29 protein-coding genes are annotated in these 25,639 nt (G+C 73.3%); 10 read left to right on the top strand and 19 right to left on the bottom strand.

Annotated features, from left to right (window positions below; translation table 11 throughout):
* Window positions 1-104: 104 nt before the first annotated feature.
* The gene (locus ACIRB4_RS08890; RefSeq protein ID WP_403289384.1) at window positions 105-833 is read right to left on the bottom strand and encodes a VIT1/CCC1 transporter family protein; all 729 of its coding nucleotides are present in this window, start codon (window positions 831-833) and stop codon (window positions 105-107) included.
* Window positions 834-1,076: 243 nt separating this feature from the next.
* Here ACIRB4_RS08890 and ACIRB4_RS08885 point away from each other — a divergent pair, with 243 nt between their 5' ends.
* From ACIRB4_RS08885 to ACIRB4_RS08855, 7 genes are all read left to right on the top strand, one after another.
* Entirely contained in the window at window positions 1,077-2,075 is a 999-nt protein-coding gene (locus tag ACIRB4_RS08885) for an ADP-ribosylglycohydrolase family protein (RefSeq protein WP_403289383.1), read from the top strand.
* 158 nt (window positions 2,076-2,233) lie between these two features.
* Entirely contained in the window at window positions 2,234-3,463 is a 1,230-nt protein-coding gene (locus ACIRB4_RS08880; protein WP_403289665.1) for an ADP-ribosylglycohydrolase family protein, read from the top strand.
* Complete coding sequence (locus ACIRB4_RS08875; protein ID WP_403289382.1) at window positions 3,444-4,595, top strand: ADP-ribosylglycohydrolase family protein; 1,152 nt, start codon at window positions 3,444-3,446, stop codon at window positions 4,593-4,595. The genes ACIRB4_RS08880 and ACIRB4_RS08875 overlap by 20 nt, the downstream gene beginning before the upstream one ends.
* A complete protein-coding gene (locus ACIRB4_RS08870; protein WP_403289381.1) occupies window positions 4,592-5,977 on the top strand; it encodes an ADP-ribosylglycohydrolase family protein in 1,386 nt (461 codons plus the stop codon). The genes ACIRB4_RS08875 and ACIRB4_RS08870 overlap by 4 nt, the downstream gene beginning before the upstream one ends.
* Window positions 5,974-6,894, top strand: coding sequence for a ribokinase (gene rbsK / locus ACIRB4_RS08865; RefSeq protein WP_403289379.1), 921 nt, complete (start codon window positions 5,974-5,976; stop codon window positions 6,892-6,894). The genes ACIRB4_RS08870 and rbsK overlap by 4 nt, the downstream gene beginning before the upstream one ends.
* Window positions 6,891-8,093 carry a CaiB/BaiF CoA transferase family protein gene (locus ACIRB4_RS08860; RefSeq protein WP_403289378.1) on the top strand — a complete coding sequence of 401 codons (1,203 nt, stop codon included), beginning with the start codon at window positions 6,891-6,893 and terminating at the stop codon, window positions 8,091-8,093. The genes rbsK and ACIRB4_RS08860 overlap by 4 nt, the downstream gene beginning before the upstream one ends.
* Window positions 8,090-8,884 (top strand): HpcH/HpaI aldolase/citrate lyase family protein, encoded by a 795-nt coding sequence (locus ACIRB4_RS08855; protein ID WP_403289377.1) that lies wholly within the window; start codon window positions 8,090-8,092, stop codon window positions 8,882-8,884. The genes ACIRB4_RS08860 and ACIRB4_RS08855 overlap by 4 nt, the downstream gene beginning before the upstream one ends.
* Window positions 8,885-8,993: 109 nt before the next feature.
* Here the strand turns inward: ACIRB4_RS08855 and lgt are convergent, their stop codons facing one another.
* The 11 genes from lgt to hisI form a co-directional block, all read right to left on the bottom strand.
* Window positions 8,994-9,998 carry a prolipoprotein diacylglyceryl transferase gene (lgt, locus tag ACIRB4_RS08850; protein WP_403289376.1) on the bottom strand — a complete coding sequence of 335 codons (1,005 nt, stop codon included), beginning with the start codon at window positions 9,996-9,998 and terminating at the stop codon, window positions 8,994-8,996.
* A gap of 73 nt (window positions 9,999-10,071) precedes the next feature.
* Window positions 10,072-10,893, bottom strand: coding sequence for a thioredoxin domain-containing protein (locus ACIRB4_RS08845; RefSeq protein ID WP_403289375.1), 822 nt, complete (start codon window positions 10,891-10,893; stop codon window positions 10,072-10,074).
* Window positions 10,894-10,956: 63 nt separating this feature from the next.
* The gene (trpA, locus tag ACIRB4_RS08840) at window positions 10,957-11,772 is read right to left on the bottom strand and encodes a tryptophan synthase subunit alpha (RefSeq protein WP_403289374.1); all 816 of its coding nucleotides are present in this window, start codon (window positions 11,770-11,772) and stop codon (window positions 10,957-10,959) included.
* The gene (trpB, locus tag ACIRB4_RS08835; protein WP_403289373.1) at window positions 11,769-13,082 is read right to left on the bottom strand and encodes a tryptophan synthase subunit beta; all 1,314 of its coding nucleotides are present in this window, start codon (window positions 13,080-13,082) and stop codon (window positions 11,769-11,771) included. The genes trpA and trpB overlap by 4 nt, the downstream gene beginning before the upstream one ends.
* 303 nt (window positions 13,083-13,385) lie before the next feature.
* Window positions 13,386-13,589 carry a tryptophan biosynthesis modulator TrpM gene (trpM, locus tag ACIRB4_RS08830; RefSeq protein ID WP_403289663.1) on the bottom strand — a complete coding sequence of 68 codons (204 nt, stop codon included), beginning with the start codon at window positions 13,587-13,589 and terminating at the stop codon, window positions 13,386-13,388.
* A gap of 166 nt (window positions 13,590-13,755) precedes the next feature.
* Entirely contained in the window at window positions 13,756-14,565 is an 810-nt protein-coding gene (gene trpC, locus ACIRB4_RS08825) for an indole-3-glycerol phosphate synthase TrpC (RefSeq protein ID WP_403289372.1), read from the bottom strand.
* 130 nt (window positions 14,566-14,695) lie between these two features.
* A complete protein-coding gene (locus tag ACIRB4_RS08820; protein WP_403289371.1) occupies window positions 14,696-15,166 on the bottom strand; it encodes a DUF2752 domain-containing protein in 471 nt (156 codons plus the stop codon).
* Window positions 15,167-15,450: 284 nt separating this feature from the next.
* Entirely contained in the window at window positions 15,451-15,699 is a 249-nt protein-coding gene (locus tag ACIRB4_RS08815) for an HGxxPAAW family protein (protein WP_403289370.1), read from the bottom strand.
* Between the two features lie 133 nt (window positions 15,700-15,832).
* The gene (locus ACIRB4_RS08810) at window positions 15,833-16,510 is read right to left on the bottom strand and encodes a TIGR02234 family membrane protein (protein WP_403289368.1); all 678 of its coding nucleotides are present in this window, start codon (window positions 16,508-16,510) and stop codon (window positions 15,833-15,835) included.
* A complete protein-coding gene (locus ACIRB4_RS08805; RefSeq protein WP_403289366.1) occupies window positions 16,510-18,015 on the bottom strand; it encodes an anthranilate synthase component I in 1,506 nt (501 codons plus the stop codon). The genes ACIRB4_RS08810 and ACIRB4_RS08805 overlap by 1 nt, the downstream gene beginning before the upstream one ends.
* An 11-nt stretch (window positions 18,016-18,026) precedes the next feature.
* A complete protein-coding gene (gene hisI, locus ACIRB4_RS08800) occupies window positions 18,027-18,377 on the bottom strand; it encodes a phosphoribosyl-AMP cyclohydrolase (protein ID WP_403289364.1) in 351 nt (116 codons plus the stop codon).
* An 84-nt stretch (window positions 18,378-18,461) separates the two neighbouring features.
* On the opposite strand from hisI, the gene ACIRB4_RS08795 reads away from it, so the two are divergent.
* The 3 genes from ACIRB4_RS08795 to ACIRB4_RS08785 all read left to right on the top strand — a co-directional run bounded on the left by ACIRB4_RS08795 (window position 18,462) and on the right by ACIRB4_RS08785 (window position 20,948).
* Window positions 18,462-19,097: a TIGR03085 family metal-binding protein gene (locus ACIRB4_RS08795; RefSeq protein WP_403289362.1), complete on the top strand. Its 636-nt coding sequence runs from the start codon at window positions 18,462-18,464 to the stop codon at window positions 19,095-19,097.
* Window positions 19,098-19,344: 247 nt separating this feature from the next.
* On the top strand, window positions 19,345-20,271 hold the full coding sequence (locus tag ACIRB4_RS08790) for a MurR/RpiR family transcriptional regulator (protein ID WP_403289360.1): 927 nt from the start codon (window positions 19,345-19,347) through the stop codon (window positions 20,269-20,271).
* Between the two features lie 278 nt (window positions 20,272-20,549).
* Window positions 20,550-20,948, top strand: a complete 399-nt coding sequence (locus ACIRB4_RS08785; RefSeq protein ID WP_403289358.1) for a hypothetical protein — start codon at window positions 20,550-20,552, stop codon at window positions 20,946-20,948.
* Window positions 20,949-20,970: 22 nt separating this feature from the next.
* Here ACIRB4_RS08785 and ACIRB4_RS08780 read toward each other — a convergent pair whose 3' ends face one another.
* From ACIRB4_RS08780 to ACIRB4_RS08750, 7 genes are all read right to left on the bottom strand, one after another.
* Entirely contained in the window at window positions 20,971-22,233 is a 1,263-nt protein-coding gene (locus ACIRB4_RS08780; protein WP_403289356.1) for an MFS transporter, read from the bottom strand.
* A complete protein-coding gene (locus tag ACIRB4_RS08775; RefSeq protein ID WP_403289354.1) occupies window positions 22,230-22,817 on the bottom strand; it encodes a helix-turn-helix domain-containing protein in 588 nt (195 codons plus the stop codon). The genes ACIRB4_RS08780 and ACIRB4_RS08775 overlap by 4 nt, the downstream gene beginning before the upstream one ends.
* 110 nt (window positions 22,818-22,927) lie before the next feature.
* Window positions 22,928-23,683, bottom strand: a complete 756-nt coding sequence (gene hisF, locus ACIRB4_RS08770) for an imidazole glycerol phosphate synthase subunit HisF (RefSeq protein WP_403289352.1) — start codon at window positions 23,681-23,683, stop codon at window positions 22,928-22,930.
* A complete protein-coding gene (locus ACIRB4_RS08765; protein WP_403289350.1) occupies window positions 23,680-24,081 on the bottom strand; it encodes a RidA family protein in 402 nt (133 codons plus the stop codon). Before ACIRB4_RS08765 ends, hisF begins: the two co-directional genes overlap by 4 nt.
* Complete coding sequence (priA, locus tag ACIRB4_RS08760; protein WP_356888881.1) at window positions 24,078-24,809, bottom strand: bifunctional 1-(5-phosphoribosyl)-5-((5-phosphoribosylamino)methylideneamino)imidazole-4-carboxamide isomerase/phosphoribosylanthranilate isomerase PriA; 732 nt, start codon at window positions 24,807-24,809, stop codon at window positions 24,078-24,080. The genes ACIRB4_RS08765 and priA overlap by 4 nt, the downstream gene beginning before the upstream one ends.
* Before the next feature lie 2 nt (window positions 24,810-24,811).
* On the bottom strand, window positions 24,812-25,462 hold the full coding sequence (gene hisH / locus ACIRB4_RS08755) for an imidazole glycerol phosphate synthase subunit HisH (protein ID WP_403289348.1): 651 nt from the start codon (window positions 25,460-25,462) through the stop codon (window positions 24,812-24,814).
* Between the two features lie 5 nt (window positions 25,463-25,467).
* Window positions 25,468-25,635, bottom strand: a complete 168-nt coding sequence (locus tag ACIRB4_RS08750) for a hypothetical protein (RefSeq protein WP_356888883.1) — start codon at window positions 25,633-25,635, stop codon at window positions 25,468-25,470.
* Window positions 25,636-25,639 lie beyond the last annotated feature (4 nt).

The following is a 25,639-nucleotide window of genomic DNA, read 5'->3' as shown; positions in this document are numbered from 1 at the left end:
CATCACAGCACCGCGGAGGGGACCCCGCCACAGGGCGGGGTCCCCTCCAGGGTGCACGGGAGTCAGAGCTCCATGGCGCACGGGTCGGAGCCATGGCGCACGGGTCAGAGCGCGGCGCCGAAGAGCATCCCGAGCCCGTACGTCACGGCGGCCGCCGCGCCACCGAGGACGAGCTGGCGCATTCCGCTGAACCACCAGCGGCGGGCCGTCACCCGGGCCACCAGCGCACCGCAGGCGAAGAGCCCGAGGAGCGCGAGCAGCACGGCCGGCCAGAGAGCGGTGGCGCCGAGCAGATACGGCAGTACGGGAAGAAGGGCGCCCAGCGCGAACGAACCGAACGAGGAGACGGCGGCGACCATCGGCGACGGCAGGTCGTCGGGGTCGATGCCCAGCTCCTCGCGGGCATGGATCTCCAGCGCCTGCTCCGGGTCCCGGGAGAGCTGCATCGCCACCTCGCGGGCGAGCGGGGGCTCGACCCCGCGGGAGACGTAGAGCGCAGCGAGCTCCTCCATCTCGTCGACGGGGTGCTTGCGCAACTGGCGGCGCTCGACGTCCAGTTCCGCCTCGACCAGCTCACGCTGGGAGGCGACCGAGGTGTACTCGCCGGCGGCCATGGAGAACGCGCCGGCCGCGAGCCCCGCGAGTCCGGTGATGACGATGGTCTGCTGCGAGACCGCGCCGCCCGCGACACCGGTCATCAGAGCCAGGTTGGAGACCAGTCCGTCCATCGCCCCGAACACCGCCGGCCGGAGCCAGCCGCCGTTCACGTCGCGGTGCGTGTGGTTGTCGCGGTGGGCCTCGTGAAGTGGCGCCTCGGCTTCGATGATGGACATGCTTCTCCCCTGCCTTTCCGGCGGTCCGGACCGACCCCGCCGCCCTCAACACCCTCGAAAGTACGCGCGATGTAAGGGGTGCGCCAGCAAGGCAGGCCGTACTTAGTAAGGGCGGCCTGATCTTCCGCGCGAGGTGCCGGGCGGGTGTCAGCCGGGTGACAGAAACGATTCCGCGCACACGTCGGGCCCCGCGCGTGGCACAGATCCAGGAACCGCGAAAGGCGAGCGAGAGGGGCGAGCGAGATGCGAACGACTGCCTGCGACACGCGGGAGAGAGCCAGGGGCGCGCTCCTCGGCCTCGCGGTCGGCGACGCGCTCGGCGCGCCCGCCGAGAACATGCGCCCCTCGGAGATCCGCCGCCGCTGGGGCCGGATCGAGGGTTTCGTGACGGACAGTCCGGCCGGCACCGACGACACGGAGTACGCGATCTTCTCGGGGCTGCTGCTCGCCCGGCACGGCTCGGCCCTGACCGTCCAGCATGTGGAACGGGCCTGGCACCACTGGATCGCCGATCTGGACGAGGGCCCGTTCCGTGGAGCGGGCTTCTCCGAGCGCGGCACCCTGGAGAACCTCCGCCGGGGTCTGGCCGCCCCCATCTCGGCCCAGCACCGCCACGCCTGGTCGGACGGGCTGGCCATGCGCGCCGCGCCCTTCGGGGTCTTCGCGGCCGGCCGCCCCGCCGAAGCCGCCCGGCTCGTCGCCATCGACGGCACCGTCAGCCACGACGGCGAGGGCATCTACGGCGGCCAGGCGGTCGCGGCGGGCGTCGCGGCGGCGATGGCGGGCGCGTCGGTGACCTCGGTGATCGCGGCCGCGCTCTCCGCGGTCCCGATGGATTCCTGGACGGCCCGCTCGATGCGCCGCGCGGTGGTGGCGGCGCAGCGGCTGGAGCCCGATCCCCTGACCCGGGAGCGCACGGTCCGCTCGGCGGTCGTCATCGGCGGCTACCCCTGGACGGACCTGGCCCCGGAGGCCGTCGCCCTCGCCTTCGGCGCCTTCGCGGCGGCGCGGGGCGACTTCCGTACGGCCGTCCTGACCGCGGTCAACATGGGCCGCGACGCCGACACGACCGCCGCGGTCGCCGGGGCGCTCGCCGGAGCGTCGGCGGGGGTGTCGGCGATCCCGGAGGAGTGGGCGACGGCGATCGCCCCGGTGACGGGCAGCTGCCTGCCCTCGATGCGCGGCTACCACGTCCTGGACATCGCCGATCTGCTGACGACGGACGACGAGGAGGCGGCATGAGCGCCCCGAGCGGCGTCACCGCCGCCCCACCCGGCCCGGCCGGGACGGCTGCCGTACCCGTCACCGCCGCGGGCATCGGTTCCGCTGGGGCGAGGCGGGTCCCGCCGGACGAAGTCCGGGGGAGGGTGGGCACAGCCCACGCGCGCGGCGCCCGCGACATGGACGGCACCCACGAGATTCCGGCGACCCCGCACGGGGCCGGTGCCCATGGGACCCCGGAGCCCGCTCCACGCCCCGGCGCCCCCGCGCGGCGCGAGGCCATCGAGGGACTCCTCCTCGGGCTCGCCGCGGGCGACGCGGCCGGGTGGCCCGCGGCCAGGCACCGCGCCGCCCGTATGCCCGAATGGACCCGCCGCCTCACCCGCGAACTCGACACCTTCGCCGAACAGAACGCGACCACCACCCTCCCCGTCCCCATCGCCCTCAACCAGCCGCCCGAACCCCTCCGCCTCGGGCCCTCCGACGACGCCGAGTGGGCGGTCTTCACCGCCGAGGCCGTCCTCGCCGCCGCCGGCCCCCTCTTCTCCCCCCTCCCTCCGGAGCGCCGCCTCCGCGCCGCCGTCGACCTTGCCTGGAACGCGCTCGCCAGCCAGATCGCCGCCGCCGCCGACCGCGCCCCCGAGGTGGAGTCCGCCGTCCTGCCCCTGCGGGCCCGGATCTCGGTCCGCGCCGGGCTCGGCAATCTCGCCACCGGCCTGCGCCCGCCCGCCACGGGCCACGACAACCCGCACTACTTCGACGACGCCGCCTGTGTACGGGCCGCGGTCCTCGCCGTCGTCCACTCCGGCGACCCGGCCGCCGCGGCCGAACTCGCCGAGTTCGACGCCCGGTACACCCAGGACGGTGACGGCGTCCACGGTGCCCGCGCGACCGCCGCGGCCGTCGCCGCGGCCCTCGGCGGGGCGACCGTCGACGACGCCGTGGCGGCCGCGCTCGCCCAGCTCCCGCCCGCCACCGAGATCGGCCGCAACGCCCGCCAGGCCGTGAAGATGGCGCGGGACGCGGCGACCGCCTTCGAGCTCGTCCCCCTTCTGGAGCACCAGATCGTCGACCACGTCTACAGCTACGGCATCGCCGCCGCCGAAACCGTCCCCGTCGCCCTCGCCCTCGCCCTCGCCGCGCGCGGCCAGGCCGCCGCGGCCGTACCGGCGGCCGCCTGCCTCTCCCGCGTCGCCGACTCCGCGCCCGCCCTCGCGGGCGCGCTCACCGGTGCGCTCGGGGGCGGCGAGTCCATCCCCGCCACCTGGCGCGACGCCTGCCGCACCCTCGCCGGCTGCGCCCTCCCCCGCCTCGCGGGCACCGACCTGGTGGAACTCGCCGGGCTGCTGGGAGACACGGAACTGACCACCACGGGTGGACAATTCCGGCATGACACCCACACTGGATGACCGGATCACGGGCAGCCTCATCGGCGCGGCGGTGGGCGACGCCCTCGGCGGCCCCGTCGAGGGCTACACCCCCGAGCAGATCGTGGAGCGCCACGGAGGCCGGATCACCGGCATCGTCGGCCCCTGGCACGGCGCGTCCTGGCGGACGGCCCGCCCCATCGCGCCGTACCACAAGGGCGACGGCCACGTCACCGACGACACCTTGATGACCCACGCCCTGATCAGGGTCTACGAGAAGGTGCGGGACCACCTCGACGCCTACGCGGTGGCCGACCACCTGGTCCCCGAACTCATCGGAAAACCCGTCTGGATCCCGGAGCTGGAGGCCGAAGCCCTCCCCCTCCAACGCATCTTCCTCGCGGAGAAGTGGATCGTGACCCGACTCCACTACGGCCATGCCGACCCGCGCGAGGCGGGTCACGGAAACATCGTCAACTGCGGGGCGGCGATGTACATGGCGCCGGTGGGCCTGGTCAACGCGGCCAACCCGGAGGGCGCGTACGCGGAGGCCCTGGACGTCGCCGGCGCGCACCAGTCCTCCTACGGCCGGGAGGCGGCGGGGGTGTTCGCGGCGGCGGTGGCCGCGGCGTGCGCTCCCGGCGCGACGCCCGAGTCCGTCGTCCGCGCGGCCCTCTCCCTCGCCAAGGACGGCACACGGTCGGCGATCGAGGCGGTCGTGGAAGTGGCGGCCCACCACCGGGACTTCGAGTCCGCCCTCGCTCCGCTGCGCGAGGCCGTGGCCCCGTTCGACACGGTGGGCCCGGACTACCGCGCCCCGTCCCTCGGCGCGCGCCGCCCGTCCCGTCTGCACGCGATCGAGGAGCTCCCCGTCGCCCTGGGCATGCTGCTGATCGGCGAGGGCGACTACCGGCATACAGTGCTCGGCTCGGTCAACTACGGCCGTGACTGCGACTCGATCGCCACGATGTCAGGGGTGATCGCGGGCGCGCTCGGCGGTGAGGACGCGGTCCCCGCCGACTGGTCGAAGCGGGTCGCGGAGGCGAGCCGCCTGGATCTGCACGCCCCGGCGGAGGCCCTGGCCTCGGTCGCACGGGAGGTCTTCGCCCGTGACGCGGCCAGGCGCCGGGCGCACGAGTCGGCGTACGCGGCCCTGACGAGCGCGGACCGATGATCCTGCGCGTGACCTGGGTGCAGCCGGAGGACCTTGTCGGCCACGAGCTCCGCCAGGCAGCGGAGGACGGCCGCGACGCCTCCGCGATCGCCGCCCGCTGGCAGGCGGCGGGTGGCCATCCCGCCCCCCGCACGGCAGGCGCGTCCCCGACCCCCCGCCCCGACCTCCGCCCCCTGGCGGAGCGCCTCCTCGACGAACTGTCCACGCTCCCGGCCCCCCTGGCTCCCGAGGAACCCACCGCACTGCCCGCCATCCAGAAGTGCGCCCCCCGGTCCGCCGCCCCTCGTGTACGGTCCTCGACGGAGAGCGGAACGGACGGACCGGACTCCCTCCGCGACCGGCTGCACGCCGCCTGGCTCGGGCGGGCCGCCGGGTGCCTGCTCGGCAAGCCCGTCGAGAAGCTGCCCCTGTCCGCCATCCGCGCCCTCGCCCGCGCCACCGGCGACTGGCCCCTCTCCTCCTGGTTCACCGAGGTCGGCGTACCCCCCGACCTGCTCGCCGCCCACCCCTGGAACCGCCGTTCCGCGGCCACCTCGCTCGCCGAGAACATCGACGGCATGCCCGAGGACGACGACCTCAACTACCCCCTCCTCAATCTGCTCCTCCTCCAGCGGTACGGCCGCGACTTCACCACCGCCGACGTCGCCCGCCTCTGGCTCGACGAACTCCCCGCCGGCCGCACCTTCACGGCCGAGCGCGTCGCCTACCGCAATCTGCTCGACGGCATCGAGCCCCCGCTCACCGCCGTCCGCCGCAACCCCTTCCGGGAGTGGATCGGCGCCCAGATCCGCGCCGACGTCCACGGCTGGACCCACCCGGGCGACCCGGTCGCCGCCGCCGCGCAGGCGTACCGGGACGCGGCGCTCACCCACACCGCCAACGGGATCTACGGCGCCATGTTCGTCGCCGCCACCCTCGCCGCCGCCGCGACCGGCACCGCCGACGTCCACCGGTCGCTGGAGTGCGGCCTCGGCGTGATCCCTCCCCGCTCACGCCTCGCCCGAGCGGTCCGCCTCGGCATCGACACCGCTCGCGCCACCGCCGACTTCGACGGTGTCGTGGACCGGCTCCACACCGCCCTCGGCGGGTATCACTGGGTCCATGCCGTCCCCAACGCCGCCCTCCTCGCCGCCGCGCTCACCCACGCCGACGGCGACTTCTCCCGCTCCATCTGCGCGGCGGTCTCCGGCGGCTGGGACACCGACTCCAACGGCGCCACCGCCGGCTCGGTCGCCGGACTCCTCGCCGGCCACCCCGACCGGCTGCCCGAGCGCTGGACCTCCCCCCTCAAGAACCGGCTCTCCACCTCGATCCCGTCCTTCGACGGCATCGGCTTCGACACCCTGGCCGACCTGACCCATCTGGAGGCAGTACACCCATGACCAGCATCGTGGTGCTCGGCAGCACCAACATGGACCTCGTCGCCTTCGTCCCCCGGGCCCCGGCGCGCGGAGAGACCGTCACCGGCCGGGAGTTCCGTACGATCCCCGGCGGCAAGGGCGCCAACCAGGCCGTGGCCGCCGCCCGGGCCGGCGCCGAGGTCGCGATGATCGGCGCGGTCGGCTCCGACGACTTCGGGGTACGGCTCCGGGCCGCCCTGGACGGGGCCGGGGTGGAGACCGATCTGCTGCGCACCGTCGAGGGCGCCTCCGGCACGGCCCACATCGTCGTCGACGACGAGGGCGGCAACGCGATCGTCGTCGTCCCCGGCGCCAACGGCACCGTCACCACCCTCAGCCACGGCGACGAGGCCCTGATCGGCACCGCCGACGCCCTGCTCCTCCAGCTCGAACTCCCCCTCTCCGCCGTCGTCGCGGGCGCCACGACCGCCCGCCGCCTCGGCGTCCGTACCGTCCTCACCCCCGCGCCCGCCCAGCCGCTGCCCCCCGACCTCCTCGCCGCCACCGACCTGTTGGTGCCCAACGAACACGAGGCCGCCGCGCTCACCGGGATCGCCGACCCACACTCCGCCGCGGCGGCGCTGCTGAGGGACGTGCCCGAGGTGGTCATCACCCTCGGCGCCCGGGGCAGCCTCTACGCCGCCCGCGACGCCGCCCCGGTCACCGTCCCCGCCCCCCGCGTCCGGGCCGTGGACACCACCGCCGCGGGCGACACCTTCGTCGGCGCGCTCGCGGTCGCCCTCGGCGAGGGCCGGCCGGTCCCGGAGGCGCTGTCCTGGGCGTCGGCCGCGGCCGCGCTCTCGGTCCAGCGCGAGGGCGCCTCCTCCTCGATGCCGTACCGCGCCGAGATCGACGCGGCCCACGGCTCCGTCACCGGCCTGGAGGTCGACGCCGTATGACCCGCCCCGAGACCCCCGCCCCCCTGCACGGACTGCGCGTCCTCGACCTCGCCACCCTCTTCGCCGGCCCCCTCGCGGCGATGATGCTCGGCGACTTCGGCGCCGACGTCATCAAGATCGAGCACCCCCGCAAGCCCGATCCGTCCCGAGGCCACGGCCCCGCCAAGGACGGTGTCGGTCTGTGGTGGAAGGTCCTCGGCCGCAACAAGCGGACCATGACCCTCGACCTGTCCACCCACGGCGGCCGCGACACGCTGCTGCGCCTGGCCGCCGACGCCGATGTGATCGTGGAGAACTTCCGCCCCGGCACCCTGGAACGGTGGGGTCTGGGATGGGAGGAACTCTCCACCGTCAACCCGGAGTTGGTCCTGGCCCGGGTCACCGGCTTCGGCCAGTTCGGCCCGTACTCCCACCGCCCCGGCTTCGGCACCCTCGCCGAGGCCATGAGCGGTTTCGCCTCGATCACCGGCGAGCCGGACGGCCCGCCCACCCTTCCCCCCTTCGGTCTCGCCGACTCGATCGCCGCCCTGGCGACGGCGTACGCGGTGATGACCGCGCTCACCGCCAGGACGACCACCGGCCGTGGCCAGGTCGTCGACATGGCGATCATCGAACCGATCCTCTCCGTCATCGGACCGCACCCCCTCTGGTACGACCAGCTCGGCTATGTCCAGCCCCGCACCGGAAACCGCTCCCGCAACAACGCCCCCCGCAACGTCTACCGCACCGCCGACGGCTCCTGGGTCGCCGTCTCGACCTCCGCCCAGTCCATCGCCGAACGCGTGATGCGGCTGGTCGGCCGGCCCGAGCTGATCGACGAGCCGTGGTTCGCCGACGGCACAGGCCGCGCCGCCCACGCGGACGTCCTCGACGACGCGGTCGGCGCCTGGATCGCCCGCCGCACCCGCGACGAGGCCATGGCCGCCTTCGAGAAGGCGGAGGCGGCGATCGCGCCGGTCTACGACATCCGGGACGTGATGACCGATCCGCAATATCGCGCCCTGGACACCATCACCGAGGTCCCGGACCCCCAACTCGGCCCGATCCGTATGCAGAACGTCCTCTTCCGGCTCTCCGAGACCCCCGGCGCGATCCGCTGGACCGGCCGGCCGCACGGCGCCGACACCGCAGACGTCCTCGCCGAACTGGGCCTCTCCCCCGCCGAGATCAGCGCGCTGCGCGGCGAGGGCGCCGTATGAGCACCCCCCTCACCTGGCTGTACGCCCCCGGCGACCGCCCAGCCGTCGTCCAGAAGGCCCTGGCCTCCGGCGCCGACGTGGTCATCGTCGACCTGGAGGACGCGGTGGCACCGGACCGCAAGGCATACGCCCTGGCCGCCACCGTCGATCTGCTCTCCGACCCGCACCCCGTACCGGTCCATGTCCGCATCCACACCCCACGCGACATCCCCCCACTGGCCTCCCTCCCCGGCCTCGGCGGTTTCCGTGTTCCCAAGGTGACACACGCCACTGACATCCACCGGATCGCCGACGCCGCACCGGGTGTTCCGCTCTACGCGCTCCTGGAGAGCGCGCCGGCCGTCGAGCACGCCTACGCCATCGCCTCGGCCCACCCCGCCGTCCGGGGCATCGCCCTGGGCGAGGCGGATCTCCGCGCCGATCTGGGCGTACGGGAGGACAGCGGCCTCGACTGGTCGCGCGGCCGCGTCGTGGTCGCCGCCCGCGCGGCCGCCCTGCCGCCCCCGGTCCAGTCGGTCCATCCCGACGTCCGGGACCTGGAGGCCCTGGCGGCCGGCTGCGCCCGGGGCCGTTCCCTCGGCTTCCTTGGCCGGGCGGCGATCCACCCCCGCCAGCTGCCGGTGATCGAGCGGGCCTACCTCCCGACCCCCGACGAGGTCGCCGCGGCCGAGGAGGTCGTCAAGGCCGCGGAGACCGAGGAAGGCGCCCTGGCCCTCCCGGACGGCCGTTTCGTCGACGCGGCCGTGGTGGAGGGCGCCCGCCGTGTCCTGACCCTGGCGGCCAGGGCGTGACCCACCACCCCGCCCCCTCACCCCGGCCGTACGCGACAGGGCCGCATACAACAGGGCCGCCGGGACCCTTCGGTCCCGGCGGCCCCGCGCTCGCTCTGTGGGTGTCCGCTCAGCTCTTGGCGGTGGACTCCGCGCCGTTCTTCGGTGTGTCCGCGGCCCCGTCGGCGGGAGCGTCCTCGGGCTCGGCTCCCGGCTCGGCGCCGGGCTCGGTGGCTCCGGCGGCGTCCGTGACGTCACCCTCCTCATCGTCCGCGTCGGCGTCGGCACCGGCGCCGGCGCCGACGGCGGACGTGTCGCCGCCCGCCGCGGGCTCCACGGTCTCCTCGCGGCCGGGTCGGACCCGCGCGGAGATCACGATGTAGACGACGGCGAGGACGAGGACGACGAGCGCCGTCCAGACGTTCAGCCGCAGGCCGAGGATGTGGTGGGCCTCGTCGACGCGCATGTACTCGATCCACGCCCGGCCCGCGCAGTACGCGGCGACGTAGAGGGCGAAGACCCGCCCGTGGCCCAGCTTGAAGCGGCGGTCCGCCCAGATGACGAGCAGCGCGACGCCGACGCACCAGAGGGACTCGTACAGGAAGGTCGGGTGGTAGAGCCCGGCCTCGCGGTTCGCGCCGGCGCTGATCTCCAGAGCCCACGGCACATCGGTCGGCTTGCCGTACAGCTCCTGGTTGAACCAGTTGCCCCAGCGGCCGATCGCCTGGGCGAAGGCGATGCCGGGCGCGATGGCGTCCGCGTACGCCGGCAGCGGGATACCGCGCCTGCGGCAGGCGATCCAGGCACCGACCGCGCCGAGGGCGATGGCACCCCAGATGCCGAGGCCGCCCTCCCAGATCTTGAAGGCGTCGACCCAGTTCTCACCCTCGCTGAAGTACAGCTGGTAGTCGGTGATCACGTGGTAGAGCCGGCCGCCGACGAGGCCGAAGGGCACCGCCCAGACGGCGATGTCGGCCACGGTGCCGGCGGTGCCGCCCCGGGCGATCCAGCGCTTGTTGCCGTACCAGACGGCGACGAAGACACCGATGATGATGCAGAAGGCGTAAGCGCGCAGCGGAACCGGTCCGAGATGGATCACACCGGTCGACGGGCTGGGAATGTAGGCAAGGTCCATGGCATGACCGACGCTACCCTGCCGGGCGGGCCGTACGGCAGCCCACCCGGCAACGTCTGCGTAACTACCGCTCTCAGCGGCCGGCCGCGGGGGAGGCCGTGCCCGGCTTCTTGCCCTTGTTCGCCTCGGCGACCCACTTCTTCAGGTTCTCCGGCGAGATCTGCTCGTTGCCCTTGGTCGGGAAGATCGATTCTCCGTTGAGGAGGACCGACGGGGTGCCGCGGAAGTCGCCCTTGCGGAACGCCTCGGTGGACTTGGCGATCCAGCTGTCGTGCGTGCCCTTCTCGACACAGCTGCGGAAGGCGGGGGTGTCGAGCCCGGGCACCTTCGCCGCCAGCTCCAGCAGCTTGTCGTTCTTCGCGAAGGCGTCGTCGGTCTCCGGGGGCTGGTTCATGTACAGCACGTCGTGGTACGGCGTGAACTTCCCGGCGTCCTGCGCGCAGGCGGCGGCGTTGGCGGCGCGCAGCGAACCGCTGCCGCCCATGTTGCCGTCGATGATGGTGACGAGGTGGTACTCGGTCCTGAGGGCCCCGGCCGCCTCCAGCTCGTGGATGGTGTCCCGGAACGCGTTCTCGAAGGAGGTGCACGCCGGGCAGCGGAAGTCCTCCCAGACGGTGAGCGTGGACGGGGCGTCCGCACGGCCCGTCGGGATGGCCGGCTGATCTCCGCCCACGGCGCCGGTCGGCGCGACGACCGGGCCCGCCTTGTCGGAGCCGCCGCCCTTGCCCCCGGTGTTGGCGGCGATCACGCCGACGACCGCGGCCAGGCCGAGGACGCCGACGACCGCGGCCGACACGATGAGGACCCGCCGCTGCTTCTCGCGCGCCTTGTCGCGGTCGCGCTGCTCCTTGAGGCGCTCCCGCGCGCTCTGCTTACCGTCTCGGTTCTCGCTCACGCCTCAGCAACGAACCGGGGAGGCACGTCCGCGCCTCCCCGGTCCCAGATCCACCCGTACGGGTTACGAAACGCGGCGCACACCCGCGGCGAGTTCGGCCGCCAGTTCCCTTACGGCGACCAGGCCGGCGGCCTCGTCGTCGGCGTCGAGCATCCGCTTGACGAACGCGGAGCCGACGATGACGCCGTCGGCGAAGCCCGCGACCTCCTTGGCCTGCTCGGCGTTGGAGACGCCGAGCCCGACGCAGACCGGCAGCTCGCTGGTGGCCCGGGTGCGGCGTACGAGATCGGCGGCCTGTTCGCCGACCGACTCGCGGGTGCCGGTGACGCCCATCAGGGAGGCGGCGTAGACGAAGCCGGAACCGGCGGCCGTGATGGTGGCCAGGCGCTCGTCCCTGCTGCTCGGCGCGACGACGAAGACGGTGGCGAGACCGTGCTTGTCGGCGTGCTCGCGCCAGGTGGCGGACTCCTGGACCGGCAGGTCGGGCAGGATGCAGCCGGCGCCGCCGGCCGCGGCCAGCTCCTCGGTGAACCGCTCGATGCCGTAGCGGTCGATCGGGTTCCAGTACGTCATGACGAGCACCGGCTTCCCGGTGGCGGCGTGCGCCTCGCGGACCGTGCGCATGACGTCGGCGATCCGGACGCCGCCGCGCAGGGCGATGTCGTCGGCGGTCTGGATGACGGGGCCGTCCAGGACCGGGTCGCTGTGCGGCAGGCCGACCTCGACGATGTCGGCACCGCCGTCGAAGACCGCCTTGACGGCCTCGATGCCGCCGTCCACGGTCGGGAATCCGGCCGGGAGGTAGGCGATGAGGGCGGCGCGGTTGTCGGCCTTGGCCTCGGCGAGAGTGTCGCTCAGCAGTCGGATGTTCCCGCTCACTTGGAGCCCCCCTGGATCTCGGTGTCCCGCTGGATCTCGGCGGCGCCGTTCTCGGCGGAGGCGTCGGCCTCGACCGGAGCGGCGTCGGCGCCGTACAGCCCGAAGTAGCGGGCCGCCGTGTCCATGTCCTTGTCGCCGCGGCCGGAGAGGTTGACCACGATCAGTCCGTCCTCGCCCAGCTCCCTGCCCACCTGGAGCGCGCCGGCCAGCGCGTGCGCGGACTCGATGGCCGGGATGATGCCCTCGGTACGGGAGAGCAGCCGCAGGGCCTGCATCGCCTCGTCGTCGGTGACGGCGCGGTACTCCCCGCGGCCGCTGTCCTTGAGGTACGCGTGCTCCGGGCCGATGCCCGGGTAGTCCAGGCCCGCGGAGATGGAGTACGGCTCCGTGATCTGGCCCTCGTCGTCCTGGAGGACATACGAACGCGAACCGTGCAGGATGCCGGGCTCGCCGGCGGTGAGGGTGGCGGCGTGCTCGCCGGTCTCGACGCCGTGGCCGGCCGGCTCGCAGCCGATCAGGCGGACGCCGGTGTCCGGGATGAAGGCGTGGAAGAGGCCGATGGCGTTGGAACCGCCGCCGACGCAGGCGACGGCCGCGTCGGGGAGGCGGCCGGCGCGCTCCAGGATCTGGCGGCGGGCCTCGACGCCGATGACGCGGTGGAAGTCGCGGACCATGGCCGGGAAGGGGTGCGGTCCGGCGACGGTGCCGAAGAGGTAGTGGGTGCGGTCGACGTTGGCGACCCAGTCGCGGAACGCCTCGTTGATGGCGTCCTTGAGGGTGCGGCTGCCGGACTTGACCGGGACGACCTCGGCGCCGAGCATCCGCATCCGGGCGACGTTCAGCGCCTGGCGCTGGGTGTCGATCTCGCCCATGTAGATGGTGCATTCGAGCCCGAAGAGGGCGCAGGCGGTGGCGGTGGCGACACCGTGCTGACCGGCGCCGGTCTCGGCGATGACGCGGGTCTTGCCCATGCGCTTGGTGAGCAGGGCCTGGCCGAGCACGTTGTTGATCTTGTGCGAGCCGGTGTGGTTGAGGTCCTCGCGCTTGAGGAACACCCGGGCCCCGCCCGCGTGTTCGGCGAACCGGGGCACCTCGGTGAGGGCGCTGGGTCGACCGGTGTAATGGACCATCAGGTCGTTGAGCTCGCGGGCGAACTCGGGGTCGGCCTTGGCCTTGTCGTACTCGACGGCGACCTCGTCGACGGCGGCGACGAGGGCCTCCGGGATGAACTTGCCGCCGTAGGCGCCGAAGTAGCCCTCGGGGGTGGGGATCTGACCCTCGGGGTCGGGAAGGAAGTATTCGCTGGACATGCGACTGCTCCTCGCGGGGCGGGGTGCCCCGGAATGATGTGCTGGCAGTGGTCACGTTATGCGCGCGACTCGCTCACGCCCCCGTGTGGGCAATCGTCCCGCAGGGCGGGACGGGTGGGCACACGGGACGACGCCCTTGCCGGGCCCAGGCTCCCAGGTCGGCGTTGCCCACGAGGGCGCGGCACCCTCGTGGTGGCCGAGGTCCAGGGAGCGGAGGCGCCCGCCAAGGCGCCGTCGTTGTGCCCATCCGTTCCGCCCCAGCGGAACGAATGCCCACAACGGTGAGGGCCGAGCCGGCGTCGGCTAGGCGTGGTTGCGGTACGTGAGAACGCGCGCGGGGCGCGGGCGCCATCGCATGCCGTTGACCTGGCCGGGCTCGTCGCCGATCACGTACCGCACCCGGCGGCCGTGGACACGGCGCGCGGGCGCCCGGCAGCCGCGCGGGCGGCAGCCCCGGGCCAGCGGGGCGTGCGCGGGCGCGGCGGCGGTACGGAGCCGGGTGCGCATCGCGCGACTGGGGACGTGGACGGAACCGGCCACGGCCGCAACCCGCCGCGGGGCCGGGATCGTCGCACCGACGGCCCGATCGGGCCGCTCCGCGCCCACGGCGACCGCGCCCGGGGCGGCGGGGCCCTGGGCGGTCGGCGTGGCGCGGCGGATGGTCATGGAGGGGTCAGCTCCGGCCGTGGCGGAGGGCCGGGTGGGCGCCGGCGGCGACCAGGTCGGCGACGGCGGCCTTGGGGTCGCGGCCGGTCACGAGGGACTCGCCGACGAGGACCGCGTCGGCGCCGGCGTTGGCGTAGGCGATGAGGTCGTGCGGACCGCGGACGCCGGACTCGGCGATCTTGACGATGTGGGCGGGGATCTCCGGAGCGACCCGCTCGAAGGTGGACCGGTCGACCTTGAGGGTCTTGAGGTTCCGCGCGTTCACGCCGATCACCCGCGCGCCGGCCTCGACCGCGCGCTCGACCTCGTCCTCGTCGTGGACCTCCACCAGCGGCGTGAGGCCGATGGACTCGGCGCGCTCGATGAGGGAGACCAGGGCCTCCTGATCGAGGGCGGCGACGATCAGGAGCGCGAGGTCCGCGCCGTACGCCCGCGCCTCCCACAGCTGGTACGCGGTGACGATGAAGTCCTTGCGCAGCACGGGAATGTCGACCCGGGCCCGGACGGCCTCCAGGTCGACGAGCGAACCACCGAAGCGGCGCTCCTCGGTGAGCACGGAGATGACGGCCGCGCCGCCCGCTTCGTAGTCCGCGGCCAGTGCGGCCGGGTCGGCGATCGCGGCGAGCGCGCCCTTGGACGGGCTGGAGCGCTTCACCTCGCAGATCACCTTGACGCCGTCCCCGCGCAGTGCGGCGACGCCGTCCTTGGCCTGCGGCGCCTTGGCGGCGCGCTCCTTGAGCTCGTCGAGGGAGACCCGCGCCTGCCGCTCTGCGAGGTCGGCGCGCACGCCTTCGATGATCTCGTCGAGCACACTCACGCGAGAGGCCCCCTTCCGGGACGGTGATGGTGACGTTGGTGAAGATGAACCAGGTTCAGCCGTGTCGATGGTATCCGCAGGACGGCGTGGGGCCCGCATCCGGTGGAGACGCGTCCCACCTGCTGGGACTTCACGGCGCGAGCGCGGACCCGAACGGCAGGTTCCGCACCAGGGTGAAGGCGGCCAGGACGGCGCCGATCCCCCACCACCAGGGAGGGGAGATCACGAAGCGCATCGGCACGCCTCGGACGGCGCGAATCAGCCACACGATCATGACGACGGCGAAGAGGCCGTAGCCGACGACGGCGAGGGCGTTGGCGCCGGCGGCGGCGCCGAAGTCCCCGGTGATGAAGGCGTGGGCGCTGCGCAGGCCGCCGCAGCCGGGGCAGTAGAGGCCGGTGAACCGCAGCAGGGGGCAGACCGGGTAGTGGCCGGGTTCGTTGGGGTCGACGGTGCCGACGTAGGCGAAGGCGGCGGCGACGCCGGCGAGCGCGCCCAGGGGCGCGACCAACCGCCGCCCGAGGGACGGCGGCGCGACGGGGCGGGTGGGGCCCAGGTGGCCCTTGGGTCCGATGGGGCCCGTGGGTCCGATGGGGCCCATGGGGCTTACGTGACCGGCGGGTACGGCGTGGCCCGGCCCCGGGTCGGTCGCGGCGCGGTCACCCGCAGGGCCTGAGGCCGTCGCCGACCGGGGGTCGGCCGGGGCCGGGGCCGTCGTCTGGTGGTCGGCCGGGGCTGTCGGCCCCGGGGGCACCCGCGGCGGCGGGGCGGTGGGATCGTCGGGGGCGGTCGTCGGCTTCGCGGTCACCCGGTGATTCTCGCCCCTGACGCGCGAAGGCGCAGCCCGGCATGGCCGGACCGCGCCTTCGCACGGGTCGTACGTCGTCAGACCCGGGCCTTCGTGGAAGCCGCCTCGCGGGCGGCCTTGATGTGCTCCGGCTCCTTCGGCATGCCGAGGCCCGCGGCCTTCATGGCGAGGCCGACGACACCGCCGAGGAGGACGACGGCGATCCCGGCCCAGAAGCCGGCCACGTTCGCCGCCACCATGAAGACCCCGGCGATGCAGAAGCCGATGAAGGAGATGATGACACCGGTCCAGGCGGCCGGGGTGTGTCCGTGGGCGCTGCCCGCCATGAGTTGCTCCTCGTTGCTGTTGCTCGGTGGTGGCTCAGTGGTGAGGTCTCGCCTGCGCGGACACTCACGGTCATTGTCCCGCACACCGGGGCGCGCGGATGAATCGGGGTGGCGCAACGATCACGCGTCGCGCTCAGCCCTCGCGCGTCGGGTCCTCGCCGCGGTCCAGGGCCTTCCACAGATCCTCGGGCCGGTCAGGGCCGCCGCCGCCGGGCCGGGTGGTGGCGCCGGCCGGGCGCGCGGCCCGGGTGCCGCCCTGGCGTTCGTAGCGGCCGCCCATCGCGGGCCAGCCGCTGCCGTACCGCAGGGCGAGGAGTCCGGCGAGCAGGATCAACAGCGCACCCGCTGCGGTGACGTACGGCCAGGCGGTGTGGGTCAGGCCGGACACCGTGGCCGCGGAGGCGCCGGTGACGCGGGCGGCCTCGGCGTCCAGGGCGGCGCTGTCGGAGGCGCCGAGGACCGAGGCCAGCGCCGCGCCCGCGCCGCTGAGCGCGAGGAGCCCGGAGACGAGAGTGCGGCCGGTGCGGCGGACGGCGAAGACGGCGACGAGCGCGGCGAGCCCGACGACGGCGAGCGCCGTCGGTACGCCGGTGACGGTACCGCCGTCGGCCTCGACGGGCACGGTGCCGCCCCCGACGGACGCGGTTCCCTCGGCCCAGATCTGGCCCGAGGAGAGCAGCACGACGGTGGCTCCGAGGGCGCCGAGCAGGAGAGCCGCGGCGAGACTGCGGCGGCCGCCGGACGGGGCGGCCGTTCCGCTCGCGCGTGCGGCTCGGGGCTGGGGTACGGGTACAGCACTCACGTACCCCACTATCCCTTACGCGCCTCCGGGCCGTTCATCCGGTTGGCGGTGTGGACGGCGCGCAGCACGGCGGCCGCCTTGTTGCGGCATTCGTTGTCCTCGCCCACCGGGTCGGAGTCCGCGACGACACCGGCTCCGGCCTGCACGTACGCGGTGCCGTCGCGGAGCAGGGCGGTACGGATGGCGATGGCGGTGTCGGAGTCGCCGGCGAAGTCGAGATAGCCGACGCACCCGCCGTAGAGTCCGCGCCGCGAGGGCTCCAGCTCCTCGATGATCTGCATCGCGCGCGGCTTGGGCGCGCCGGAGAGCGTGCCGGCCGGGAAGCAGGCGGTGAGGACGTCGAAGGCGGTCTTCCCCTCGGCGACGCGGCCGGTCACGGTCGACACGATGTGCATGACGTGCGAGTACCGCTCGATCGACATGAAGTCGACGACCTCCACCGAACCGGGCTCGCAGACCCGTCCGAGGTCGTTGCGGCCGAGGTCGACGAGCATCAGGTGCTCGGCGCGCTCCTTGGGGTCGGCCAGCAGCTCCTCGGCGAGGTCGTGGTCCTCCTGCGGGGTGGCGCCGCGGTGCCGGGTGCCGGCGATGGGGTGGAGCATGGCGTGCCCGTCCTCGACCTTGACCAGGGCCTCGGGGGACGAGCCGACGACGTCGAAGCCGTTCTCGAAGCGGAAGAGGTACATGTACGGGGACGGGTTGGTGGCCCGCAGCACGCGGTAGACGTCGAGGGCGGAGGCCCGGCAGGGGGTCTCGAAGCGCTGCGAGGGGACGACCTGGAAGGCTTCCCCGGCCCTGATCCGCTCCTTGATGTCCTCGACGGCCCCCTGATAGGCCGTGCCGCCCCACAGCGCGGAGAACTCCGGCAGCTCGGAGTCGGGGAGCGCGGCGGGGGCGGTGGCGACCGGGCGGGCCAGGTCGGCCTCCATCGTGTCCAGGCGGGCGACGGCGTCCGCGTACGCCTCGTCGACGCCGGTCTCCAGGTCGTTGTGGTTGATCGCGTTGGCGATCAGCAGGACCGTGCCGTCCCAGTGGTCGAGGACGGCGAGGTCGCTGGTGAGGAGCATGGTCAGCTCGGGGAGCCGGAGGTCGTCCCGGCCGTGCTCGCCGATCTTCTCAAGGCGGCGGACGATGTCGTAGCCGAGGTAGCCGACCATGCCACCGGTGAACGGCGGCATGCCACCGGCCAGGTCGCGAGGGGTGTGCAGGGCTTCCACGGTGGCGCGCAGGGCCTGGAGGGGGTCGCCGTCGGTCGGCACGCCGACGGGGGGTGTGCCCAGCCAGTGGGCCTGGCCGTCCCGGACGGTGAGGGTGGCGTCGCTGCGGACGCCGATGAAGGAGTAGCGCGACCAAGAGCGGCCGTTCTCCGCGGACTCGAGGAGGAAGGTGCCGGGGCGTTCGGCGGCGAGCTTGCGGTAGAGCCCGACCGGGGTGTCGCCGTCCGCGAGGAGGCGGCGGCTGACAGGGATCACGCGGCGGTCGGCCGCCAGCTTGCGGAAGGTCTCGAGGTCCATGGCGGGTGACCTTACTGGGAGAGCGGGAGCACGTCGGCGTCGAAACAGGTGCGGGCGCCGGTGTGGCAGGCGGCTCCGACCTGGTCGACCTTGACGAGCACGGTGTCGGCGTCGCAGTCGAGGGCGACGGACTTGACGTGCTGGACGTGGCCGGAGGTGTCGCCCTTGACCCAGTACTCCTGGCGGCTGCGCGACCAGTAGGTGCAGCGGCCGGTGGTGAGGGTGCGGTGCAGGGCCTCGTCGTCCATCCAGCCGAGCATCAGCACCTCGCCGGTGTCGTACTGCTGGGCGATCGCCGGGACGAGTCCGTCCGGGCTGCGCTTGAGGCGGGCGGAGATGGCCGGGTCGAGATTGCTGCTCATGCGGCCATTGTGCCGTGACCGGGACGTTCGCCCGGCGGGGCGTCCACTGGGCGGACCGGCGGCCCGGGCCGTACGCTGGCGGGCATGTCGACCCATGCCAAGCGTGAACGACTTCTGCTCGCCGATCTGTTGGAGGCGGCCGGGCCCGATGCCCCGACGCTCTGCGAGGGCTGGCTGACCCGGGACCTCGCGGCCCATGTGGTGGTGCGCGAGCGCCGTCCTGACGCGGCGGCCGGGACGCTCGTCCCGGCGCTGAAGGCCCGGCTGGACCGGGTGCAGGCCGAGTTCGCCGAGAAGCCGTACGAGGAACTGATCCAGCTCATCCGCACGGGGCCGCCGCGGATGTCCCCGTTCACCATCAAGCAGGTGGACGAGGGGGCGAATACGGTGGAGTTCTACGTCCACGCGGAGGACGTCCGCCGGGCGCAGCCCGACTGGTCGCCGCGCGAGCTGGACCCGGTCTTCTCGGACGTGCTGTGGAACCGCCTGGAGAAGGGGGCGCGGCTCCTCGGCCGCAAGGCCCCCGTGGGCCTGGTCCTGCGCCGCCCGAACGGCCAGACGGCGGTGGCGCACCGCGGTACCCCGGTGGTGACGGTCTCCGGGGAGCCGGGCGAGCTGACGATGTTCCTCTTCGGCCGCCAGGACGCGGCGAAGGTGGAGCTGGACGGCGAGCAGGACGCCGTGGAGCGCCTGCACCAGGCGAAACAGCTGGGGATCTAGGACCCTTCGTCCGCCCGTGCGGGCTCATCCCGCACGGGAACGCCCTGTCCGCGCAGGAGACGTCCGGCCCGTGCACGCGAACGCCTCGTCCGCGCACGGAAACGCCCCGCCTGACGCCGATCGGACAGTCCGTCAGCGCGCTGGCGGACGACCCGTCTCGCGACGCTCGCGCGGTATGACAGTTGCCTCCTGCAGCGATCGTCCGTGAACTATCTTGGGCGGCATCGGGACGAAACGGAGGCACCCCGTGCCATCAGGCCAACAGGCACGCGCGCAGGCGGCGGCGATCACACCCGGCGCGCCTGCCCCGGAGACGGAGGAGGCGACGCCCGTCGAGCGGGTGCGCGCGCTCTTCGGCGGACACCGGCTCTCACCGGGCCAGCGGCGTATCGCACAGTTCCTGCTCGACCACCTCACCGAGGCCGCGTTCCTGTCGATCACCGAGTTGGCGGAACGCGTGGGCGTGAGCCAGCCGTCCGTGACCCGGTTCGCGTCGTCGCTCGGTTTCAGCGGATACCCCGCGCTCAGGGACGCGCTCCAGCCCATCGCCCTCAGTGCGATCGCCGGATCCCCCGAGGACCTGCAGGCGCAGCGGCGCAACGAGCTCCAGGCGGCGGTCGACGCCGAGATCGAGAACCTGACGTCGCTGCGCCGCACCCTCGCGAACACCGACCGCATCCTCGACATCGGCCGCGAGCTCGCCCGATCCGTCCCGCTTACCGTGCTTGGTCTGCGGATCTCGGTCTCCCTCGCGGAGTACTTCGGCTACGCGGCGCGGCGCATCCACCCCGATGTGCGGGTGGTGACCCGTGGCGGCAGCGTCGCCTACGACGCACTGCTCCAGTCTCGCGAGGCGGGCGGCACCTGGGTGCTGGCCTTCGCGATGCCCCGGCACGCCAAGGAGACCCTCGCCGCCATGAGAGCGGCGCGCAGTACCGGGCTGCGCGTCGCGCTGATCACGGACAGGGCGCTCGGGCCGCTGGCCCACGAGGCCGACGTGGCACTCACGGCCGGTACGGGCTCGCGGCTGGTCTTCGACTCGTACGCGGCGCCGGGGGTCCTCTCCGCGGCGATCCTGCAGGCCATGGCGGACGCCGATCCGGAGCGCACGCAGGTCCGTCTTGAGAAGTACGAGCAGGCGTCGGACCAGTACGACTTCTTCCTGGAGGACTGAGCCGGTCCCGATACCGCGGGACCGGCTTTTCGCCGCCTCGGGAGACGCATGAATTTTTTCATGCCCTTGCTTACTCGACGGTATATATATTTACTACGTGTGCCCCCGCGGGCTCGGATCGAACGCCGATGGGTCGACCCCCTCCTCCTCAGTCGACCCCTGGGTTGTTCCCCCGGAGCACGTCGCGCTTCGCGCGGGTGCCTCTGCGGCGGCTCCGGTCTACCCCTGGGCCGAGCCGCCGCACCCCTCCGAACAGGCCCCTGCCGAAGGCGACAACGATGTCCCACCACCGCACTCCGGTCAGCAGCGACTGGCCCTACTCGGTCACGACCCCGGGCAACCGCGACTGGGAAGGCACGGCCGTCCGGTGGCTGCGCGAGCTCCTCCCGGCCCGCTACGGCGGCTACACCACCCTCACGCGTCATCCCGTTCTGCTGGCCCGCCACGCCCAGCTGCAGATCGAGCACGAGGTCCGTGCGGTGCGGGTGGCGATGCAGACTTGCCGTGCGGAGCTGCCCACGCTCGGCGTGTCCGGTCCCACGATCGAGAGCACGATCAGGCTGTACGCCTTCGAACTGGAACAGCTGAGCCGCCTGGCCCGGGGAGTCCGCCTCGTGACGGACGCCCTCCTCAGGAGCGAACAGGCCCCTCGACGACAGGCGCGGGTCAGGCCCTAGCCAGGGAGTGTCCGGACACGACTTAGGTACGCCGGGCCGGCACCGTCGGCAACTCCGCACCGCGCAGGGCCGGGACCAGGAGCCCGTACACCCCGCCCAGCGCGCAGATCGCCGCGCTCGCCACGAACACCGGGCCGAGGCCCCACAGGCCGACCGCCGCCCCGGTGAGGGGGAAGCTCAAGGGGGCGATGCCGAGGCTGACGAAGCCGGAGACGCCTGTGACCCGGCCCAGGTACGCGGGGTCGCACGCGGTCTGGGTGAGGGCGCCGCACAAAGCGCCGCTGAGTCCGGCGAGCAGGCCCACGGAAAGGGCCACGGCCACGGCGAGCGGGAGCGACGGTACGTACGCGAGGGCGGCGATCGAGGCGGCGCCGAGGGCGATCGTCGCACCCATGACCGCCCCGGCGCGCGGGAGACGCCCGCGCACGGCAAGGAGCAGGGACGCGGCGGCCGCTCCCGCACCGCAGCCGGCGAGGATCCACCCGATGCCCGCCGCGCCCCAGCCGCGTTCGTCGGCGAGCAGGGCGAGGCCGATGTTGAGGGGGCCGACGAAGCCGAGGTCGCTGAGCGCGATGACGATCATCAGCGGGCCGAGGACGCGGTGCCGGCGGAGGTAGCGCAGGCCGTCGGCGAGGTCGCGGAACGCCGTGGAGCCCTTCACCCCCGTGTCCTTGGGCAGCGGGGTGAGCCGGAGCGCCAGGAGCAGGGGCAGGGAGACCGCGAAGAGGAGTCCCGCGACCCCGAACGCTCCCGCCTGTCCGCCGAGGGCGACGGCGAGGCCGCCGAGCGGGGCACCGAGGACGAGGGCGGCGCGCTGGGCGAGGCCGCGCATGCCCTGGACGCGGGCGAGCTGGTCGTGGGCGGCGATCCGGGGCGGGAGGGCGCCGACGGCCGGAAGGAAGAGGGCGTCGACGGCGCCGAAGACGAGGGCGAGGGCGGCGAGTACCCAGAGGGTCGGGCTGCTGACGAACAGAAAAGCGGCGACGGCCAGGACCACCAGGCAGCGGACCGCGTCCGAGAGGACGACGACCCGGAGCGGGCCGAAGCGGTCGGCCACCACTCCCCCTCCGAGCATGAGCACCGCGCGGGGCACGGCGCTGACGGCCATCACAAGGCCGGCCTCGGCGGGGGTGCCGTTGCGGACGGCGGTCCAGGAGAGCGCGAGGTGGTACACGCTGTCGCCGAGGGTCGAGGCGGAGTACGCCCCGAGCCAGCGCAGGACGTTGCCGTCGCGGTGGGCGGGGGTGGCGGGGAGGGAGACCGGAGCCTCGGTGGCCGCCGTCATGAGCGGTAAGGGAAGGCGTGGAGGTGGACGGCGACGTTCTCGCGGCCCTCGGTGTCGCCGGCGGCCTCGGCGGCGCGGGCCCGCTGGTCGTACTTCCTGAGGACCGCTTCCAGCTCCTCGCCGAGCGCGGCGAGTTCGGCGGCGGTGAGGCGGGGCAGCCACTCGGCGCTGACGGAGGCCGAACGCCACTCGTCGGACCACGTGAGCCGCTCGTCGAGGAAACGCTCCAGGAGTGTGGTGCGCTGATCGTTGATCGCGCGGCCGAGGGCGTCGCTCGCGGCGACCAGTTCGGGGGCGTCCCGCATGTCCTCGTCGCGGATGGTGATCCCGTACGAGCTGGGCTGCCACCACCGCTCGCGCCCGTCCGCCGACTGCGCCTCGGCCTCCTCGATCAGCCCGTGGTCGGCGAGTTTGCGCAGGTGGTAGCTGACGAGCGAGACGGCCTCGTCGACCTGGTCGGCGAGCTGGGAGGCGGTGGCGGTCCGGGCGACGAACAGGGCTCGGTAGAGCCGCATGCGCAGCGGGTGGGAGATGGCCTTGAGGGTGCCGACGTCGGTGATCCGGCGAGTCTCGGGGGACGACATGCCTCCACCGTAGGTACGAAGGAAAACTTGCGCAATGGAAATTGCACAAATAATCCTGTGGATCTGGCCAAGGGAAAGGGCCTCTGAAGGGGCCCTTCGCGTACGGCGGTTCAGCGGACCGGGTGGCCCGCCCCCCGCAGCGCGTCCTTGACCTCGGAGATCCGCAGGTCGCCGAAGTGGAAGACCGACGCCGCGAGCACCGCGTCCGCGCCCGCCTCGATCGCCGGCGGGAAGTCGGACAGCTTGCCCGCGCCACCGGAGGCGATCACCGGCACGGTCACGTGCTTGCGGACGGCCGCGATCATCTCGGTGTCGTAGCCGTCCTTGGTGCCGTCGGCGTCCATCGAGTTGAGCAGGATCTCGCCCGCACCCAGCTCGGCGGCCCGGTGGGCCCACTCGACGGCGTCGATGCCGGTGCCCTTGCGGCCGCCGTGCGTGGTGACCTCGAACGAGCCGGAGGCCGTGCGCCGGGCGTCGACCGAGAGGACGAGGACCTGGCGGCCGAAGCGCTCCGCGATCTCCTGGATCAGCTCGGGCCGGGCGATGGCCGCGGTGTTCACGCCGACCTTGTCGGCGCCGGCCCGCAGCAGCTTGTCGACGTCGCCCGCCGACCGGACGCCACCGCCCACCGTGAGCGGGATGAAGACCTGCTCCGCGGTGCGGCGCACCACGTCGTAGGTCGTCTCCCGGTCGCCCGACGATGCGGTGATGTCGAGGAAGGTCAGCTCGTCGGCGCCTTCGGCGTCGTACAGCTTGGCCATCTCGACGGGGTCGCCCGCGTCGCGCAGGTTCTGGAAGTTGACGCCCTTGACGACCCGGCCGTTGTCCACGTCCAGGCAGGGAATCACTCGTACGGCGAGGCTCATGCCGTCCCGCCCCCTCGGTATGCCTCGACCTCGACCTCGACGACCAGGCTCGGGTCGACGAAGCCGGAGACAATGATCATGGACGCGGCCGGACGGATCGCGTCGAACAGTTCCTTGTGCGCGCGGCCGACGTCGTCCACGTCCCGGGCGTGCGTGATGTACATCCGGGTCCGTACGACGTCCTCCGCGCCCAGACCGAGCTGCTTCAGCGCCTCGAAGGCGACGTTGAAGGAGTTGACGGTCTGCTCGTAGGGGCCTCCGCCGGCGATCTGGCCGTCGACGATGGACGTGCAGCCGGCGACCAGCACCAGGCCGTTGGGCAGCTCCACCGCGCGGGAGTACCCGAACTGCTCCTCCCAGGGAGCGCCCGTCACCACCTTGCGCACGGAGTCGGTCATACGGAAGCCACCGCCTCCAGCGCCTCCTCCAGGGTGAACGCCTTGGCGTACAGCGCCTTGCCGACGATCGCGCCCTCCACGCCCTCGGGGACGAGCCCCGACAGGGCGCGCAGGTCGTCCAGGGAGGAGACGCCGCCGGAGGCGACGACCGGCTTGTCGGTGGCGGCGCAGACGTTGCGCAGCAGCTCCAGGTTGGGGCCCTGCAGCGTGCCGTCCTTGGCGATGTCGGTGACGACGTAGCGGGCGCAGCCCTCGGAGTCGAGGCGGGCCAGCGTCTCGTAGAGGTCGCCGCCGTCGCGGGTCCAGCCGCGGCCGCGCAAGGTGGTGCCGCGCACGTCGAGGCCGACGGCGATCTTGTCGCCGTGCTCGGCGATGACCTTGGCGACCCACTCGGGGGTCTCCAGTGCGGCGGTGCCCAGGTTGACACGGGTGCAGCCGGTGGCGAGGGCGGCGGCGAGCGAGGCGTCGTCGCGGATGCCGCCCGACAGCTCGACCTTGATGTCCATGGCGCGGGCGACCTCGGCGATCAGCTCGCGGTTGTCGCCGGTGCCGAAGGCGGCGTCGAGGTCGACCAGGTGCAGCCACTCGGCGCCGGAGCGCTGCCAGGCGAGGGCCGCCTCCAGCGGGGAGCCGTAGGAGGTCTCCGTACCGGACTCGCCGTGCACGAGGCGGACGGCCTGGCCGTCGCGGACGTCGACGGCGGGGAGGAGTTCAAGCTTCTGAGCCATGATCAGAGGGTCTCGATCCAATTGGTGAGGAGCTGGGCGCCGGCGTCGCCGGACTTCTCGGGGTGGAACTGGGTGGCCCACAGGGCGCCGTTCTCGACGGCCGCGACGAAGGGTTCGCCGTGGGTGGCCCAGGTGACCTTGGGTGCGCGGATGTTGGGGTTGCCGATCTCCAGGTTCCACTCGCGTACCGCGTAGGAGTGCACGAAGTAGAACCGGGCGTCGGCGTCGAGGCCCGCGAAGAGCTGGCTGTCCTCGGGCGCGTCGACGGTGTTCCAGCCCATGTGGGGTACGACCGGGGCCTTCAGCGGCTCGACCGTGCCGGGCCACTCGTCGAGTCCCTCGGTCTCCACGCCGTGCTCGATACCGCGGGCGAAGAGGATCTGCATGCCGACGCAGATGCCCATGACGGGGCGGCCGCCGGAGAGCCGGCGGTCGACGATCCACTCGCCGCGGGCCTCCTTGAGGCCCTTCATGCAGGCGGAGAAGGCTCCGACGCCGGGGACGAGGAGTCCGTCGGCGTTCATCGCCCTGTCGTAGTCGCGGGTGATCTCGACGTCGGCGCCGACCCGGGCGAGGGCGCGCTCGGCGGAGCGGACGTTGCCGAAGCCGTAGTCGAAGACGACGACCTTCTTGGAGGTGCTCGCAGTGCTCATGCCGCTCATTCCCAGATTCCCTGAATCCGAAGGACCCCGGCGACCAGGCACATCACGGACGCGATGGTCACCAGCACGATGAGGCCCTTGGGCATCTTCTGCTTGACGAAGGAGTACACACCGCCGGCGAGGAAGAGCCCGACGACGATGAGGATGGTGGAGAGGCCGGTCATGTGA

Origin of the sequence: Streptomyces sp. NPDC093600 (genome assembly GCF_044764755.1) — a bacterium.
Taxonomy (GTDB): domain Bacteria; phylum Actinomycetota; class Actinomycetes; order Streptomycetales; family Streptomycetaceae; genus Streptomyces.
The sequence above is the reverse complement of the archived record's forward strand: the minus strand, read 5'-3'. Positions and strand labels throughout refer to the sequence as shown.